Genomic DNA, 15,784 nt, shown 5'->3' on the forward strand with positions numbered 1-15,784 from the left:
AATATCCTACAAACATCCTATACAAAAAACAACAGAATCACCCATATCTTAACATGATTCATTATATTTATTAACACAATTGTCAAAAGAAAGTTACAAAACCTTCATGATTTAGTACGTCCAAACCATGATTTTAATTGTATATTAATAGAAGGAGGGTGTTTAAAAAAGATAAAAGGGGGTTTGTTAAATCTTCTGGGCTTATTCACTTACATGATAACTTTCCAAAAATTTTTTCACTCTCTTTAGCACTTTAGTACTATCTTAATAAGTAATGATAAAAGCTTACCGATTTTCATGATAAAGCTTTTAATGGAAAGCAGGGAAGAAAATTTTTGAGAATTTAACTTGCTCGAAAATGAACAATTCAATATTCTATTCCCATAATTTATCAAGTGAAGTTGAAAACAAAGCCTTTCTACCATCTATCTATATATTTGAACGAACTCATTATTTATCATATGTAGATGACATTTACCAAAAAATACTGAAACCAAAAACACAAAATGGGAGGAAAAGAAGCATATGGACGTTGTAATATTATCGCGGCTTCAATTCGCATCTACAACTATTTTTCACTTTATTTTTGTTCCTTTATCTATTGGTTTAGCTTTTATCATTGCGATTATGGAGACTTTATATGTAGTAAAAGGGAAAGAACAATACAGAAAAATGGCGAAGTTCTGGGGACATTTTTTCTTAATTAACTTTGCCGTTGGTGTTGTAACCGGGATATTGCAAGAATTCCAATTTGGTATGAACTGGTCAAATTATTCCAGATTTGTTGGTGACGTATTTGGAGCACCACTTGCAGTAGAAGCTTTACTAGCCTTTTTTATGGAATCAACCTTTATTGGGCTTTGGATTTTTGGCTGGAATCGCTTATCTAAAAAAGTTCATCTTTTATGTATATGGCTTGTTTCGATCGGAACGATTATTTCCGCATTTTGGATATTAGTAGCAAACTCATTTATGCAATATCCGGTCGGCTTTGAAATAAATGGCGGCCGTGCTGAAATGAATGATTTTTTTGAGTTGATAACAAGCGGTCAAGTTTGGGTAGAATTTCCACATACTGTTTTCGGTTCATTTGCAACTGGAGCATTTTTAATTACTGGAATTAGTGCATGGAAACTTTTGAAAAAACAGGATACTGCATTTTTTAAAAAGTCGTTTCATATTGCTTTAGTCATTGCCATTATTTCCGGACTTGGTGTTGCCTTTACCGGACATGCGCAATCACAGTTTCTTGTTAAAACACAGCCAATGAAAATGGCTGCTGCTGAAGGTCTTTGGGAAGACAGCGGGGATCCGGCAGCATGGACGTTATTCGCTAATATTGATACGGATAATAAGGAAAATTCATTTGAAGTTAATATTCCATATATCCTAAGTTATCTATCCTATAGCGAATTTAGCGGAAGTGTGGAAGGAATGAAATCCATTCAAGCTAAATACGAAGAATTATATGGAGAAGGTAATTATATTCCTCCTGTAAAAACAACATTTTGGAGCTTCCGAATTATGGTATTTACCGGCGGTATTATGATCTTATTAGGTCTATACGGTGCCATCCTTGCTAAACGGAAAAAGTTAGAACAAAGCAGCAAGTATTTAAAAGTTATGATGGCAGCCATTTCCCTACCTTTTATTGGTAGCACCGCCGGCTGGATAATGACAGAAATTGGACGTCAGCCTTGGGTTGTATTTGGATTTATGCAAACACAAGATGCTGTTTCACCGAATGTCACTGCAGGACAAGTACTATTTTCCTTAATAGCCTTTAGTACGATCTATTTAATCCTCGCGATTGTGATGGCTTACTTATTTATTAGGGTAGCTAAGAAAGGACCTGTTGAAAAACAAAAAGATGTTAAATTAACCACAGATCCTTTTGGAGAGAAAGGGTATGGTTCATATGTTAAATGAGGTATGGTTTATCTTAATTGCAGTATTATTTGTCGGATTTTTATTCCTAGAAGGATTTGATTTTGGTGTTGGTATGGCAATGCGATTTGTCGCTAAAACTCCTGGTGAACGACGAGTATTAATTAACACCATTGGACCGGTCTGGGACGGTAATGAGGTCTGGTTAATCACTGCAGGCGGAGCGATGTTTGCTGCCTTTCCAAATTGGTATGCAACACTATTTAGCGGCTTATACTTACCCTTAGTAATCATGCTATTACTATTGATAGGGCGTGGTGTCGCCTTTGAATTCAGAAGTAAGCTGAAAAACCAGAAATGGAGAAACACATGGGATTGGACAATCTTTATAAGCAGTTTATTAAACCCGTTTTTATGGGGAGTTGTTTTTGCAGCATTTCTCATGGGATTGCCAATTGATAGTGAAATGAATATTTATGCTTCTATTTCTCATTATATTACGCCTTATACATTAATAGGCGGAGTTGCTATTACCCTACTTTGTTTTTTACATGGATTATATTTTATCACGCTTAAAACTACTGGTGATTTACAATCAAGAGCTCGCGAACTGGCAAAGAAAATTGTTGTTGCTGTTGGTATCAGCTTAATTGTTTTTGTAATAGCTTCTTATTTTCATACAGATATCTTTACCGTTAGAGGAACTATTTTAGTACCTATTTATGCACTTGTCGTTGTTGCCGTTGTGTTAGCTGGCATGTTTACAAGAAAACAGCGTGACGGCTGGGCCTTTACAATGACTGGAATTACAATTGCCTTAACCGTTATATCCGTATTTGTCGGTCTATTTCCAAGAGTTATGGTAAGTAGCATCGATTCTGCGTTCAACCTTACTATTTATAATGCTGCCTCTGGACCATATTCGTTAAAAGTAATGACAATTGTTGCAGTTACCTTAATACCTTTTGTACTAGGCTATCAAATTTGGAGTTACTATGTATTCCGTAAACGCATTAGTGAAGAGGAGCATTTAGAGTATTAATGAATAAAATGATGAGAAATAATTTGTTAGCATATAAAGGGATTAAGCTGACATTGGGAATTGTCATTATACTCACCCTGCTGGAGGCAACAGCTATTATCTTTCAAGCAAAATGGTTAGGAGAATGGCTGTACCGATTATTTAATGGTCAATTAGTTTCTCAAACATGGGAGATCGGTATTCTATTTCTTGTTGCTTTTCTTACTAGATATTTAGTGGTAATGATCAAGGAAAAAGTCACCTATCAATTTGCAGAAAAAACACGTGTAGCCAAAAGAAAGCAATTAATGGCCAAGCTATTTGAGCTTGGCCCAAGCTACACCAATAAAGAAGGTACTGCGAAATTAGTTAACTTGGCAATGGAAGGTGGAACCCAATTACGCACTTATTTAGAATTAATCATCCCTAAAATGGTAGCTGCTTGTCTTATTCCGCCAATGATACTTATTTTCGTTTTTTTTCAAGATAAAATATCAAGCGTTATTTTATTTTTAACAGTACCTATCACCATCGCTTTTATGATTTTATTAGGATTAGCTGCAAATAAGAAAATGGAAAGACAATGGCAATCCTATCATCTGCTATCGAATCATTTTGTTGATTCCCTGCGCGGCTTGGAAACATTAAAATACCTTGGTAGAAGTAAAGAGCACGGTTATACCATTGATAAGGTAAGTAATGAATACCGAAAAACAACACTTGGAACATTACGGATTGCGTTTTTATCTTCATTCGCTCTTGATTTTTTCACTATGCTCTCCGTAGCATCCGTTGCCGTTGGCTTAGGTTTACGGTTAATTGATGGAAATATTTTACTAGATGTCGCTTTAATCGTATTAATTCTAGCACCAGAGTTCTTTCTGCCAATTAAAGAAGTCGGAGCTGACTATCATGCTACATTAAATGGGCAAGAAGCCGCTAAGGCAATGGAAGCCATTTTAGCTGAACCGTCTCCTGTAAAGATTCCAGTAGCGAAAGGCTCCATCACATGGTCATCTGATAGTACATTAAAACTATCGTCGGTTAATTATTGTCATGATAAGGACTCTTTTAATGCCTTGACAAATGTTTCTTTTCAGGTTAAAGGGTTTGAAAAAATCGGTATTGTTGGTGCCAGTGGGGCAGGAAAATCTACACTCATTGATATTTTAGGAGGATTTTTAACTCCAGATCAAGGAACGTTTCGAATTCATAATCAAATTCTAAATTCATTAAACGTCGATGCTTGGCAAAATCAAATTACGTATATTCCTCAGCGCCCATATATTTTTAATCGTTCAATTGCAGATAATATCCGCTTTTATCAGCCAGAGGCTTCAGATGAAGAGGTAAAAACTGCAGCAAAGGCTGCTGGTTTAGAAGAATTATTACATTTATTTCCACTTGGACTTAACCAGGAAATAGGTAATGGGGGCCGTTCTATAAGTGGCGGACAAGAGCAAAGAGTGGCATTAGCCCGAGCCTTTTTAGGAAACCGTCCTATTCTTTTGCTTGATGAACCTACAGCACACTTAGATATTGAAACCGAGTATGAATTAAAAAAGACGATGTCGAAATTATTTACCGGTAAATTGGTCTTTTTTGCAACGCATCGTTTACATTGGATGGAGCAGATGGATCAGATCATCGTTTTAAAAGATGGTGTCATTGTGGAAGCCGGTACACCACAGCAACTGATGGTGCATAAAGGCGAATACTATGCACTCGTTCGGTCACAATTGGAGGGAGTACAATGAAGACGTGGTTGATCCCTTATGTCAAATTACATTACAAAGGATTATTAATCAGTATATTATTAGGACTATTAGCTCTAGCCTCGGGAGCAGCCTTGATGTTTACATCTGGGTATCTTATTTCAAAGTCTGCTTTAAGACCGGAAAATATTCTTATGGTTTATATTCCAGTTGTGGCAGTCCGAACATTTGGTATCGCTCGAGCCGTATTACACTATCTTTCCCGGCTAACGAGTCACGATACGATTCTTCGTGTATTATCCAGTATGCGAAGTCGTCTCTATCGATTACTTGAGCCACAAGCTGCGTTTATTCAATCTCGATTTCAAACAGGAAAAATACTTGGTGTGTTGTCTGACGATATCGATCATTTACAAGATGTATTTTTAAGAACCATCCTGCCAAGTGTTACAGCTTTAGGAATGTATGGCGTTGCTATTCTTTGTTTAGGTTGGTTTGACTGGGTATTTGCGGCCATGATGGCAGTATATCTCTTTTTTATCGTCATTTTCATTCCAATTATATCCCTGTGGTTTAGCCGAAAGAAGACGAAAAAAATAAAAAATGGTCGGCATGCTCAATATCAAATGCTAACAGACGGCTTACTAGGTATTAAAGATTGGATGATTGCCGGCAAACCAACAGATTTTATGAAGGATGATAATAATAAAGACCAAATGGTAGCGAATATGGAACAATCAATCAGAAATCAACGTAGCTACCGAGATTTTATTAACCAACTGATCATTGGAGCAATGGTTATTTCCATGGTTTCCTGGTCTAGTTCCATGGTACATGAAGGAGGAATGCATGTTACGCTAATCGCTGCTTTTGTACTTGTTACGTTATCTGTTTCCGAAGCTTTTTTGCCAGTAGCAGGTGCCGTGGAACAAATACCAGAATACCATGAATCCATTGCCAGATTAGATAGTATTAATGAAGATGAGAAAACGGACAAAGAAGGTTTGAATCATCTATTTATTCCATCAACCGCAGAGATTAAACTAAGCAATGTTTTCTTTAAATATCCAGGCGTTGATGACTGGGTTTTAGAACAAATCTCCATGGATATACCACAAGGAAGAAGAATAGCCTTGTTAGGAAAGAGCGGCGCTGGTAAATCGAGCATAGCTCAATTAATTTGTGGTTCTTATTCCCCAACGAAAGGAACGGTTACGATTAATGGAAGTGACGCCACTCTATTTGGAGATTCCTTATTTGAATTTGTTTCGATTTTAAATCAACGTCCTCATCTATTTAACACAACGATTGCCAATAATCTTCGTTTAGGGAATCAACAAGCAACCGATCAGGAAATTATTGAAGTTGCAAAAAAAGTCCAGTTACATGACTATATTATGAGTTTACCTAACGGCTACAATACACAAATGGAGGAATCGGGACAAATTTTCAGCGGTGGACAACAACAACGAATTGCTTTAGCAAGAATTTTGTTAAAAGGTTCCCCAGTAATTATTCTGGACGAACCGACTGTAGGTTTAGATCCTAAAACAGAATCGGATCTATTAAAAACAATTTTCTCCACACTTGAAGACAAAACATTAATCTGGATCACACATCATCTAGCAGGAATAAAGCATATGGATGAAGTGATCTTTTTAGAAAATGGAAAAATTGAGCTACAAGGTTCGCATCAAGAGTTATTAAACACGTCACAACGATATCGGGATTTATATTATTTAGATGTGCCGCCATCGATACGGAAAATGGTGCATATGTAGTAAAAACCTTCAGTCAAGTGAAGTGACTGAGGGTTTTTATTTGCACTATAAGAAAGTATAAAACTTTAGGCTTTATCCCGCATGTAAGGTCCCGTAAGTTTCCTACTTCAAGTCCTGAGTTCGTACAAAGGGTCTAAGGAGAAAACGGACCTAAATGCCCGATTGGTTCAAGGGCCTTTAGGTCATACCCTTGTGGTACTAACATTCCGTGTAAAAAGCATTCTACGGAATGAAGTTTCACTTTATCGTATAAGAAAAACGATTGCTTTCGCCATAAAGACTTGGCGACAAGCCAAGTTTTTCTAATGATGAACAGCAAGCCGCGTTAAATCTAAGTCTCATATCAGAAAAGTAATCCAAAAATTAGACAGTTTGTTATTCCATAACAAACTTTTTAATTCTTTACCTTTCTGGATTAGAAATCTTAATATAACTAATTTGACTTTGATTCATAAATCGTATTGGAGCAACACTTGTACCAAGACCGCTATCTATATAAAGATATTGACTATTATCAATTTTGTAAGTTCCTTTTTCAAATTTAGGAAAAAAGCCTTGATCCGGAGCTACTAATGCGCCAATAAACGGGAGTCTAACTTGGCCGCCATGTGTATGACCACTTAAAATCAAGTCTGCCGAAACCTCGCTATCATTTTCTATTATGTCGGGTGTATGGGAAAGCAGTACCGTATATCGCTTATCATTTATCCCATTAAATGCTTCATTCACATTTTCATGATTTGTTGAAGCATCATCAATTCCAACAAGATTAAGTGTAACCCCATCCACTGTCAGTTGGCTGTTCTTGTTATTTAAAACCGTTACCTTTCGTTCTTTAAGACCTGCTAAAAGTTCTTCCCTCTTTGGGTTATCCCATTCATGGTTACCTGTGACAAAAAAGACATGCTTATGCATCGAGGTAATTTTATCGATAAGAGAAAACATATGCTTCAAATTATCTGTACTTCTATCTACCAAGTCACCTGTAATTACGATGATGTCCGCATTTAATTTTTCAATCGTTTTCATTAGCTTTTCATTGTTATCCCCAAATACTTTATTATGTACATCACTGATCTGTAAAATGCTGATTGCCGAACCCTCCGGTATCTTTCCGCTATGAAACTGGACTTTATTTACTTTAAACATATTTGTATCCATAAATGTTTTAATACATAGAGAAAGGATGAATAGGATAGCAAAAGTAATCATCAACTTTTTCTTTGTTATATAGCGTCTATTAGATAGTTGGTTTTCTTTCATTTGTTGTAGATTTGACAAGAATGTTTCACCCTCCTTTCCGAGCTACGCTTGTCACTATCTTGAGCTATTCGCCTGCTGTTTCGTTCTATTAAAACAGAAAGGAATTTATTTCATTCAATCATGTTCTTTAACTTCTAAAAACGTGTTAAAATCACAGCTTCTACCATCCACCCTATGCTGGAATTAACTATCTGTTACTTTTATTTCGTGCTTCCATAATACAGAGATATACCATTTTTCCCTTTCCAATCAAGCAACTGTGAAACGGTGATAAATTGATAACCTGCTTGTTTTAATGTTTTTAACAGTTTTGGTAATGCATCTGCTGTTGTGGAGTGGATATCATGCAAAAGTACAATTGCTCCAGGAGTTATTTCATTTTGTACAATTTTTTGGATAGCCGATCCATTCCTATTCTTCCAATCTAGTGAATCAACAGACCAAAGTATAATAGATTGATTGTTTTCTTTTGCATACTTTATCACATTATCATTATAAATTCCATAAGGTGGGCGGATAAGACTCGGGCTAACACCAGTCACCTCTTTTATCTTTTCATTCGTATAATCCAGCTCCTTTTTTATGTTAACATCGCTCATTTTGGATAAATTAGGATGACTTTTAGTATGATTTCCAATTTCATGTCCTTCTTCTACCACCTTTCTTGCAAGGTCAGGGTAATAATCTACTTGATTTCCTAACATGAAAAAGGTTGCCTTTGCATCGTATTCTTTCAAAGTTTTCAAGATTTTTGGAGTTCCTTGTGGACTTGGCCCATCATCAAATGTCAATGCAACATATTTTCCATTCGTAAGCAATTTTCTATGCTCTTTTTGAATGATTTTTTTCTTTTCTACTTGTTGCTCTTTCGACATTCGTAAATAAGAATCCATATGATCCTGCAAAAAAACATATAATTTTTTAATTGGAATGTTGACTTCAACCGTTTCAGCAAATCCTTCTGTTATTGCATACTTATCCCAGTATAATGTTAAACCCTTTCGATCAATAGACCATTGCCAATCATCCGGTTCTTGCAGCGTTTCATATGTTTGCTTTTTATTCAGATATGGCTGCAATTCTTTATTCTCCTGCAATTCTTCCCAGATAATTTCTTTTATTTTGTCAAGATTTTTCTTATCAAGATGCAATACGTCATTAATGGTTAGAAATTGTTCTTTTTTTACATCAAAATTAAAAACTTTTACCATTTCCTGTTCATTTTTATCTCCATGAATAGCATATGTTCGAAAAACTAAACTATAAAAGTCATTCGTAATACGATTGGTTTCTAATTGAATGTTTAAATGAGCCACTCCTTGTGTTTTTTCATTTATGTTAATGGTTTTTAAAAATAATTCTTTTTGTCTTTTTATCCATTTATTAATAGAAGCGTTAATTTGTTTACTTTTTGTCTCTGGATTGCTAATTGAATAAGTATATGTATCTGTTTCTTTTGAAAAAGTTTTTAGCTGAATATCTGGGTATTTACTATTGCTTTCGTTCTCTTCAACTTTCTCAGCTTGTATATTATCTTTCTTATTTACTAGTTTATTAGGAGATGTTATTAATTTATTAATTCCTGAACTAAGTAGAAGAATTAATAAAACTAACAGAATCCATCCTGGTAGCTTAATACGTTTAATCACTTCAATTCTTCCTTCCCATAGTATTAGAAAAACTGTCGCCAAGTCTTTAGCAAAAGCTGTAGTTTTTCCTATACTATAAACCATAAAATTTTATACTTTCCTATATAATAAAAAAGTAGCGAACACTTTTTTATTATATACAAATACCCCTTATATTACAAATCCATTACAAATACATTGCATTTATTTCATCAATGTTTCAAAAAATGATTAATAGAACTAGCTTTCCACTTTGCATAAATGGTCGTCTTTAAATTTTTTCTCTCGTATATTATCAGTAATGAAGGAAGCAACGCTTTTAAAAAAACTGGGAACCTTATTATTACAGAAAGGGCAATCACTGTAATAACAAGGTTCCCAACCAACTTTTAATTCTTACTTTCTATTCTCGTAGAACATTTTCAAGTTCTAAGTATACGTGCAACGAGGAAATTGTACGCTAGCCTCGTTTTCTTTATTAGCTTGTTTATCCGTTCCTTGGAAAAAAACAATTTTCCCGCGGGAATATGGATCTCAAGGAAGCCGTGCTCATGTATTTACACTCATACACTCTAGCTACTCGAATTTTTGCCGCATCGAACTTCGATGCATAGGCTGTGTTAGTTCGGCGCCTGCAACCAAGGATGTTGCGAAATTAGCTGACCGCGATCCTTTTCCCCCTTTTGGAGCACATACTACTAGTTTTCGACCTCATAACTTTTTTAAAGCCTCTTCAATCGGTGTTGTACCTGATACGATTTGAAATTCTTTACCAATTGTCGAACTATCCTCTAAACAGCCAAAAATGACTCTAGCGACATCCTCTCGTGGAATCTCTCCTCGTTCGACTTCAGATGCAGCTTCTATACGTCCTGTTCCCGCTTCGTTCGTTAATACTCCGGGATGAACAATTGTATAGTTTAAATTTGTTCGTCTCAACCACTCATCAGCATAGTGCTTTGCTACCACATACGGGGCAAATGAGGAAGATGCTGCCTGTATTGCTTCACGTCTTGTATCAAATGAACTAACCATTACAAAACGGTCTACACCAGCCATTTTAGCTGCTTCAATTGTTTTAACAGCACCATCTAAATCAACCATAAGCGTCTTATCTTTTCCCGTATGTGAACCAGACCCTGCAGTAAATACAATGGCGTCAACTCCTTCTGCTGCTTTGGCAATATCCGCAATTTCTCCTTCTAAATCGACCACTGCATTCTCTGCACCTAACTTTTTAAAATAAGCTGCTTGCTCTGGTTTACGAATCATCGCTCTTGCCATATGGTTACCACTATCTTGAATCAGCTGAACGAGATGTTTTCCAATTTGTCCATTTGCTCCCACAACAAGAATTTTCAATATTTCCACCCTTTCACTTTTTTAATTTCTTAGTTACTTCCATCGTAAATAGATTGTATGCATATGTCTACTAATCTGACTACTTCAGGTTATTCAAATCAGAAGAAATTTTTCTAGCAAAATTAAAAATAGTTTGGTGAAAAAAGATGATTATTGTGGTTTCCTAGTTCAATTATTTATGGTGTATTTTTTAACAAGTTATGTATATTTTCTAATACAAGGTCGATTAGTTGTTAAATGAAACATTCCATTTTCTTAAATTGTTTTGGGAATTAAAATGGACATGCTTGATATCTTGATTGCATTTATGCCGTTATCTTGCATAATTGTATGATCTTTGCATATATTAGCAGCTATTAATATTCTCTAATCATTTATGTTAAATAAATGATCCTCCCATACTCTGTCTAATAACTAAAGCTCTTTTAATCATGTAAAAAAGCTACTACATTATCTTTCGCCCATTTTCAAGTTAATTGTCATTCTAATTATTCCTCTTCATCATCAGCTTTTTGAAATAAAACTTCTGGGATTAATTCAAAACCTTCAATGATTGTACTTTCTTCTACTTCAATCATAAGACTCAGTTTCCCATCAAATTGAACCTGCCGAACAAATCTTAGATCCTGTGGACTGATGGAAATATCCGCTACCTTTGTCTTTATTTTAATTGACTTGGAAGTAGGTTTTGGAACAATATTACTCGCTTTCAACTCATATTTTTCATCATCAATCACCGTCTTAAACGCATTTTCTACCTTTTCCGTATCGACATCTTTTACTCCACTGCTTTTTAATACCTTTTCTACATCTTTGTAGTCTAATTTTGGTACTTCTTCTTCATCTTCATTTTCTTCGATAACTTGATAGATTTCATCATACACATTTGAAAGTGTCGATGTATTGATACGTTCGCCGGCTACATTTTTTACGATTTCCTCAAAAACAATTTTATCCTCTTGCGCAGTCATTATTTCTTCCGCATTCAATACTTCTTCAATAAAATGATAATTTAACTCATTTGCTTTACCTGCTGAATAAAGAACGTGATTGACATCCGCAGCATTATCTGTGAAACAAGGGAAGAGAAATCCTGATATGGGAGCTTTCAGGTTGATAATTGGATCTACAACAATATTATATTTAAACTCCTTTTCTACATAATCAAACAACAGTTCTTTTTTTGGATCTTGCGTTTTATTCATACTACATAAAATAAAAGAATGAGAATAAACCGTATCTCGCTCACTTTCTTCCGTTTCTTCATTGCGGCGTTTCATTGGTTTCATATATTCTCCTCGAATAAAAGTTACAACAATATCCATTTCGTATTGCTTATCTTTCAGCATTTTTTCTACAAGCCGAAGCATATAGCTGTTCCATTCTTCCGTATCGTTACTTAATAGACCCTGATGTAAAATGAGCTGGCTATTATCTTCTACATCCCGCCTGAATTTTAATTCAAATAATTTCTCATCCAATTGCCCAGACAGTACCTTTTTAAAGTTAGCCATAAATAGTTCTTTCTGTTCATCTTCCAGCAATTCAAATGGTGTACTTTGATAGTGATATATATCACTCGATTCTTTCATGATATACACATTAGAAATTTCGTTTATTTTTAATAAGTCATTATTTAATTTTAATTGTTTACGAATATTTGCAATGTCTTTCTTATTCAAACTCGTTTCACTCCTATGCTAATTGTCATTGATTGCTATGAAATATGCATCTTCCATCTTATCATAAATGCTATTTGTTATTCCTGCATATGCTATTCATTTTATCCATCACTTAACATTTCCCTTGTAACTAAAAAATCTTACAAACATTAGTTTAACAACATTTGTAAGAAATTTAGATTTAATTATTAGTGACAACGATTGCCACTTTCATATGTATATTTTTGCTGCTTTTATTCTCTTTTTCCTGTTTTATCTTTCACAGCATTTTTTATACTTTTTCCCATTTCCACATGGACACAGCTGATTTCTTCCTATCTTCTCAACTTTTTTCTATCAGGATGATTGGATTTAGGTATTGGTAAGGTTGTAATTGTTTTTTCTCCTGTTCCATTAACTCCATGGATGTATGTCCTTTAAGAAACCATCCCCTCGTGTTATTGGATCAGATAAACCAACTTGTCCATTAATTTTTCAACTATTTTCATACTATTAAGTTCTAAATATATTGATAAGTACCATATAATATCATTTGGACCTTCACCAATTTTGGTTGCATAGACCCACTCCTTCTACGATACTATCAACTCCCTTCTTATTTATTGCATAATTTTGGGTAAGAAAATTGACTAATTGCTGATAACTATTGTTTTGTCAACAAACCCTGATTCACCAGCTATAAGTAATTGCTTTTTCAGTAAAAGGGTAAAATGCTATATTTTCTCTCATTTGATGTTCCCGTTTCACTCTTTTGGGATCGAATACTCGTATATTGGAAAAACCATCCTCATCTATATCGATCTCCTGAGGAAAATAATTAGAATCTATAATAACTTCTACGTACTATTGGTTACTAATTTGAAACGTTCTGTGTCCTATAAAAAACATATTCGCGGCCAGGTACTCAGGTATCTGTTGTTCTAATGCAATCAGCTCAGCTTTTTTTAGAAGTAAGTCAATCCAATATGCAAGCTCTTTTTTGTTATTAATGAATACTAATTTCTCCTTATAAATAGCTATTTTATTAATAGCCTTTGACAAATTTTTCTTTTTATAATTATAATTCCACTTTACAATCTCGTAAGGCTCTTTAGATCTTCACCTTTACCTGGTACCATGTTAAGCTTCCTCTTAATAAATCTATTTATGATCCTCAATTCCCTTAATACTACGTTAGTATTTAAAATTATTATTAAATCCGCCTTCTTAAAGCTATCATCTAACCAAGAATAATAAACACCTTCAATTATCCACTCATCTTCAGAAATAATATTTAACAATTCCATATCTCTCAACTCTTTATCTTTCTTTTTATGATAGCCATTATCCCAAAATATATTGTCTAAATCATATGTTGGGATTTTTAGTTTAGTGGATAAAATATTTGCCAAATAAGTTTTCCCACTACCTGAACCGACTATGATATGTATTTTGCTAATATTACATTTCAAGTTATCTCCTAATTTCTTATACTAATTTTTTCATCCTCGTAAGCATTAACAACATTATTAAAAATCTCAGTAACTAATATCTCTATATCAGTAAACCATAGAGTTCAAAACATTTACTGGAATGTCAACACTAAAGTGGACAAAAATTATAAGGTCAGCTTCTTGAATTCTACAGGCGTTAAATAGCCCAATGTTCCATGAATTCGAATACTGTTGAACCAATGAACATAATCATCAAGTTCGAGAGCGAGCTGTTTAGGGGAAGAGAATGAGCTCCATTAGCGAATTCTGTTTTATATACCTTAAACATCGCTTTAGCCACGGCATTGTCATAAGGGTACCCTTTCATGCTCAACGATCTCTGAATCCCATCAGTATGCACGGGACTGAATCTCGCACGTTCTACCTGAAATACAACACAAAAAACGACGTCCTAACGAATAATTTCCGCCAGAACGCCGTCATATCAACGTTTAATATACCGGTGGTCGGGGTCGAACCGACACTCCCGTGAAGGAACGGGATTTTGAGTCCCGCGCGTCTGCCAATTCCGCCACACCGGCAAATCGGATTGGAGGCGGTAACCGGATTTGAACCGGTGATAAAGGTTTTGCAGACCTCTGCCTTACCACTTGGCTATACCGCCCTATAATTGGAATTGGAGCGGAAGACGGGATTCGAACCCGCGACCCCCACCTTGGCAAGGTGGTGTTCTACCACTGAACTACTTCCGCAAAATGGCTGGGCCACTAGGATTCGAACCTAGGATACACGGGATCAAAACCCGATGCCTTACCGCTTGGCTATGGCCCAATCTATACCCTAAGGGCGACCGGTGGGGATCGAACCCACGGATGCCGGAGCCACAATCCGGTGCGTTAACCACTTCGCCACGGCCGCCATATATATGGCAGGGGTAGTAGGAATCGAACCCACATCAAAGGTTTTGGAGACCTTCGTTTTACCATTAAACTATACCCCTACATATTAAAATCAAAATGGTGGAGGGGGAGAGATTCGAACTCCCGAACCCTGAGGGAGCGGATTTACAGTCCGCCGCGTTTAGCCACTTCGCTACCCCTCCGTAAATAATAAAATACAAATGGTGGCTCGAGACGGAATCGAACCGCCGACACAGGGATTTTCAGTCCCTTGCTCTACCGACTGAGCTATCGAGCCATTAACTTTTATGTATGAAAACCAATTCATCTTTATAGTGGCGGTCCGGACGGGACTCGAACCCGCGACCTCCTGCGTGACAGGCAGGCATTCTAACCAACTGAACTACCGGACCAATTAAATATAGTGGTAATAATTTTATATTAATTTATTTGGTTGCGGGGACAGGATTTGAACCTGCGACCTTTGGGTTATGAGCCCAACGAGCTACCAGACTGCTCCACCCCGCGATATGAAATAGCTTTGCTATGTTATAAAAGAGATATTTATTAAGTCTCTATCTACCAGTCTACATAAAAATGAGTTATCATTCAAGTTATATAAGTGACCGTTACTGGTGGAGGATGCAGGGCTCGAACCTGCGACCCCTTGCTTGTAAGGCAAGTGCTCTCCCAACTGAGCTAATCCTCCTTATTTGGTGACCCGTACGGGATTCGAACCCGTGTTACCGCCGTGAAAGGGCGGTGTCTTAACCGCTTGACCAACGGGCCAGAGAAAATATTTTTCAAGTGGCGGAGAGCGAGGGATTCGAACCCTCGAGGCCGCATTAACGGCCTACACGATTTCCAATCGTGCTCCTTCGGCCAACTCGGACAGCTCTCCATTGGCTCCACAGGTAGGATTCGAACCTACGACCGATCGGTTAACAGCCGATTGCTCTACCACTGAGCTACTGTGGAATATTCCAATATGAATCACAATGCCTGGCAACGTCTTACTCTTGCAGGGGCAAAGCCCCAACTACCATCAGCGCTGGAGAGCTTAACTTCTGTGTTCGGTATGGAAACAGGTGTGACCTCTCCGCTATTGCTACC

At 36.2% G+C, this 15,784-nt stretch carries 10 protein-coding genes, 14 tRNA genes, 1 rRNA gene and 1 pseudogene; 4 read left to right on the forward strand and 22 right to left on the reverse strand.

Going from position 1 to position 15,784, the window contains the following annotated elements; all coding sequences use genetic code 11:
• The first annotated feature begins 525 nt into the window (after nucleotides 1-525).
• Genes BN1066_RS02600 through cydC form a run of 4 tightly spaced genes read left to right on the forward strand, consistent with a single transcriptional unit; the run spans nucleotide 526 to nucleotide 6,404 of the window.
• Complete coding sequence (locus BN1066_RS02600) at nucleotides 526-1,929, forward strand: cytochrome ubiquinol oxidase subunit I (protein ID WP_077317960.1); 1,404 nt, start codon at nucleotides 526-528, stop codon at nucleotides 1,927-1,929.
• Nucleotides 1,910-2,929, forward strand: coding sequence for a cytochrome d ubiquinol oxidase subunit II (gene cydB, locus BN1066_RS02605; protein WP_143695719.1), 1,020 nt, complete (start codon nucleotides 1,910-1,912; stop codon nucleotides 2,927-2,929). The genes BN1066_RS02600 and cydB overlap by 20 nt, the downstream gene beginning before the upstream one ends.
• An 11-nt stretch (nucleotides 2,930-2,940) precedes the next feature.
• Nucleotides 2,941-4,665, forward strand: a complete 1,725-nt coding sequence (gene cydD, locus BN1066_RS02610; RefSeq protein ID WP_077317982.1) for a thiol reductant ABC exporter subunit CydD — start codon at nucleotides 2,941-2,943, stop codon at nucleotides 4,663-4,665.
• The gene (gene cydC, locus BN1066_RS02615) at nucleotides 4,662-6,404 is read left to right on the forward strand and encodes a thiol reductant ABC exporter subunit CydC (protein WP_077317961.1); all 1,743 of its coding nucleotides are present in this window, start codon (nucleotides 4,662-4,664) and stop codon (nucleotides 6,402-6,404) included. Before cydD ends, cydC begins: the two co-directional genes overlap by 4 nt.
• Nucleotides 6,405-6,806: 402 nt before the next feature.
• Here the strand turns inward: cydC and BN1066_RS02620 are convergent, their stop codons facing one another.
• From BN1066_RS02620 to rrf, 22 genes and pseudogenes are all read right to left on the reverse strand, one after another.
• Nucleotides 6,807-7,685, reverse strand: coding sequence for a metallophosphoesterase (locus BN1066_RS02620; protein ID WP_245799670.1), 879 nt, complete (start codon nucleotides 7,683-7,685; stop codon nucleotides 6,807-6,809).
• A 182-nt stretch (nucleotides 7,686-7,867) separates the two neighbouring features.
• Nucleotides 7,868-9,316: a polysaccharide deacetylase family protein gene (locus tag BN1066_RS02625; RefSeq protein ID WP_179104270.1), complete on the reverse strand. Its 1,449-nt coding sequence runs from the start codon at nucleotides 9,314-9,316 to the stop codon at nucleotides 7,868-7,870.
• Nucleotides 9,317-10,006: 690 nt separating this feature from the next.
• Entirely contained in the window at nucleotides 10,007-10,657 is a 651-nt protein-coding gene (locus BN1066_RS02630) for an SDR family oxidoreductase (protein ID WP_077317963.1), read from the reverse strand.
• A 488-nt stretch (nucleotides 10,658-11,145) separates the two neighbouring features.
• The gene (locus tag BN1066_RS02635) at nucleotides 11,146-12,339 is read right to left on the reverse strand and encodes a DUF4317 domain-containing protein (protein ID WP_077317964.1); all 1,194 of its coding nucleotides are present in this window, start codon (nucleotides 12,337-12,339) and stop codon (nucleotides 11,146-11,148) included.
• Between the two features lie 252 nt (nucleotides 12,340-12,591).
• Nucleotides 12,592-12,657, reverse strand: a complete 66-nt coding sequence (locus BN1066_RS21150; RefSeq protein ID WP_077317984.1) for an SEC-C metal-binding domain-containing protein — start codon at nucleotides 12,655-12,657, stop codon at nucleotides 12,592-12,594.
• Nucleotides 12,658-13,409: 752 nt separating this feature from the next.
• Nucleotides 13,410-13,790 (reverse strand): P-loop NTPase family protein, encoded by a 381-nt coding sequence (locus BN1066_RS02645; protein WP_218668060.1) that lies wholly within the window; start codon nucleotides 13,788-13,790, stop codon nucleotides 13,410-13,412.
• Between the two features lie 146 nt (nucleotides 13,791-13,936).
• A pseudogene (locus tag BN1066_RS20530) lies at nucleotides 13,937-14,157 on the reverse strand (IS3 family transposase); the annotation flags it as partial.
• A 112-nt stretch (nucleotides 14,158-14,269) separates the two neighbouring features.
• Nucleotides 14,270-14,353, reverse strand: a tRNA-Leu gene (locus BN1066_RS02655).
• Between the two features lie 9 nt (nucleotides 14,354-14,362).
• Nucleotides 14,363-14,436 (reverse strand) — tRNA-Cys (locus tag BN1066_RS02660).
• A 13-nt stretch (nucleotides 14,437-14,449) separates the two neighbouring features.
• Nucleotides 14,450-14,524, reverse strand: a tRNA-Gly gene (locus BN1066_RS02665).
• 4 nt (nucleotides 14,525-14,528) lie between these two features.
• Nucleotides 14,529-14,603 (reverse strand) — tRNA-Gln (locus tag BN1066_RS02670).
• Between the two features lie 14 nt (nucleotides 14,604-14,617).
• A tRNA-His gene (locus BN1066_RS02675) sits at nucleotides 14,618-14,690 on the reverse strand.
• A gap of 8 nt (nucleotides 14,691-14,698) precedes the next feature.
• Nucleotides 14,699-14,772 (reverse strand) — tRNA-Trp (locus BN1066_RS02680).
• A 17-nt stretch (nucleotides 14,773-14,789) separates the two neighbouring features.
• Nucleotides 14,790-14,874 (reverse strand) — tRNA-Tyr (locus BN1066_RS02685).
• 19 nt (nucleotides 14,875-14,893) lie between these two features.
• A tRNA-Phe gene (locus tag BN1066_RS02690) sits at nucleotides 14,894-14,969 on the reverse strand.
• Between the two features lie 38 nt (nucleotides 14,970-15,007).
• Nucleotides 15,008-15,084 (reverse strand) — tRNA-Asp (locus tag BN1066_RS02695).
• A 38-nt stretch (nucleotides 15,085-15,122) separates the two neighbouring features.
• Nucleotides 15,123-15,199: transfer RNA gene (locus BN1066_RS02700), tRNA-Met, on the reverse strand.
• 105 nt (nucleotides 15,200-15,304) lie between these two features.
• Nucleotides 15,305-15,380, reverse strand: a tRNA-Val gene (locus tag BN1066_RS02705).
• 5 nt (nucleotides 15,381-15,385) lie between these two features.
• Nucleotides 15,386-15,460: transfer RNA gene (locus BN1066_RS02710), tRNA-Glu, on the reverse strand.
• A 19-nt stretch (nucleotides 15,461-15,479) separates the two neighbouring features.
• A tRNA-Ser gene (locus tag BN1066_RS02715) sits at nucleotides 15,480-15,572 on the reverse strand.
• Nucleotides 15,573-15,574: 2 nt separating this feature from the next.
• Nucleotides 15,575-15,649: transfer RNA gene (locus tag BN1066_RS02720), tRNA-Asn, on the reverse strand.
• 22 nt (nucleotides 15,650-15,671) lie between these two features.
• Nucleotides 15,672-15,784 (reverse strand): 5S ribosomal RNA (rrf, locus tag BN1066_RS02725); the annotation flags it as partial.

It is taken from the genome of Virgibacillus proomii, assembly GCF_900162615.1.
GTDB classification, from domain to species: domain Bacteria; phylum Bacillota; class Bacilli; order Bacillales; family Amphibacillaceae; genus Virgibacillus; species Virgibacillus proomii.

Excerpts from the sequence above, each read along its gene's own strand:
- cydB (WP_143695719.1), top strand. The coding sequence starts at position 1,910 with ATGGTTCATATGTTAAATGAGGTATGGTTTATCTTAATTGCAGTATTA.
- cydC (WP_077317961.1), top strand. The coding sequence starts at position 4,662 with ATGAAGACGTGGTTGATCCCTTATGTCAAATTACATTACAAAGGATTA.
- BN1066_RS02600 (WP_077317960.1), top strand. The coding sequence starts at position 526 with ATGGACGTTGTAATATTATCGCGGCTTCAATTCGCATCTACAACTATT.
- cydD (WP_077317982.1), top strand. The coding sequence starts at position 2,941 with ATGAGAAATAATTTGTTAGCATATAAAGGGATTAAGCTGACATTGGGA.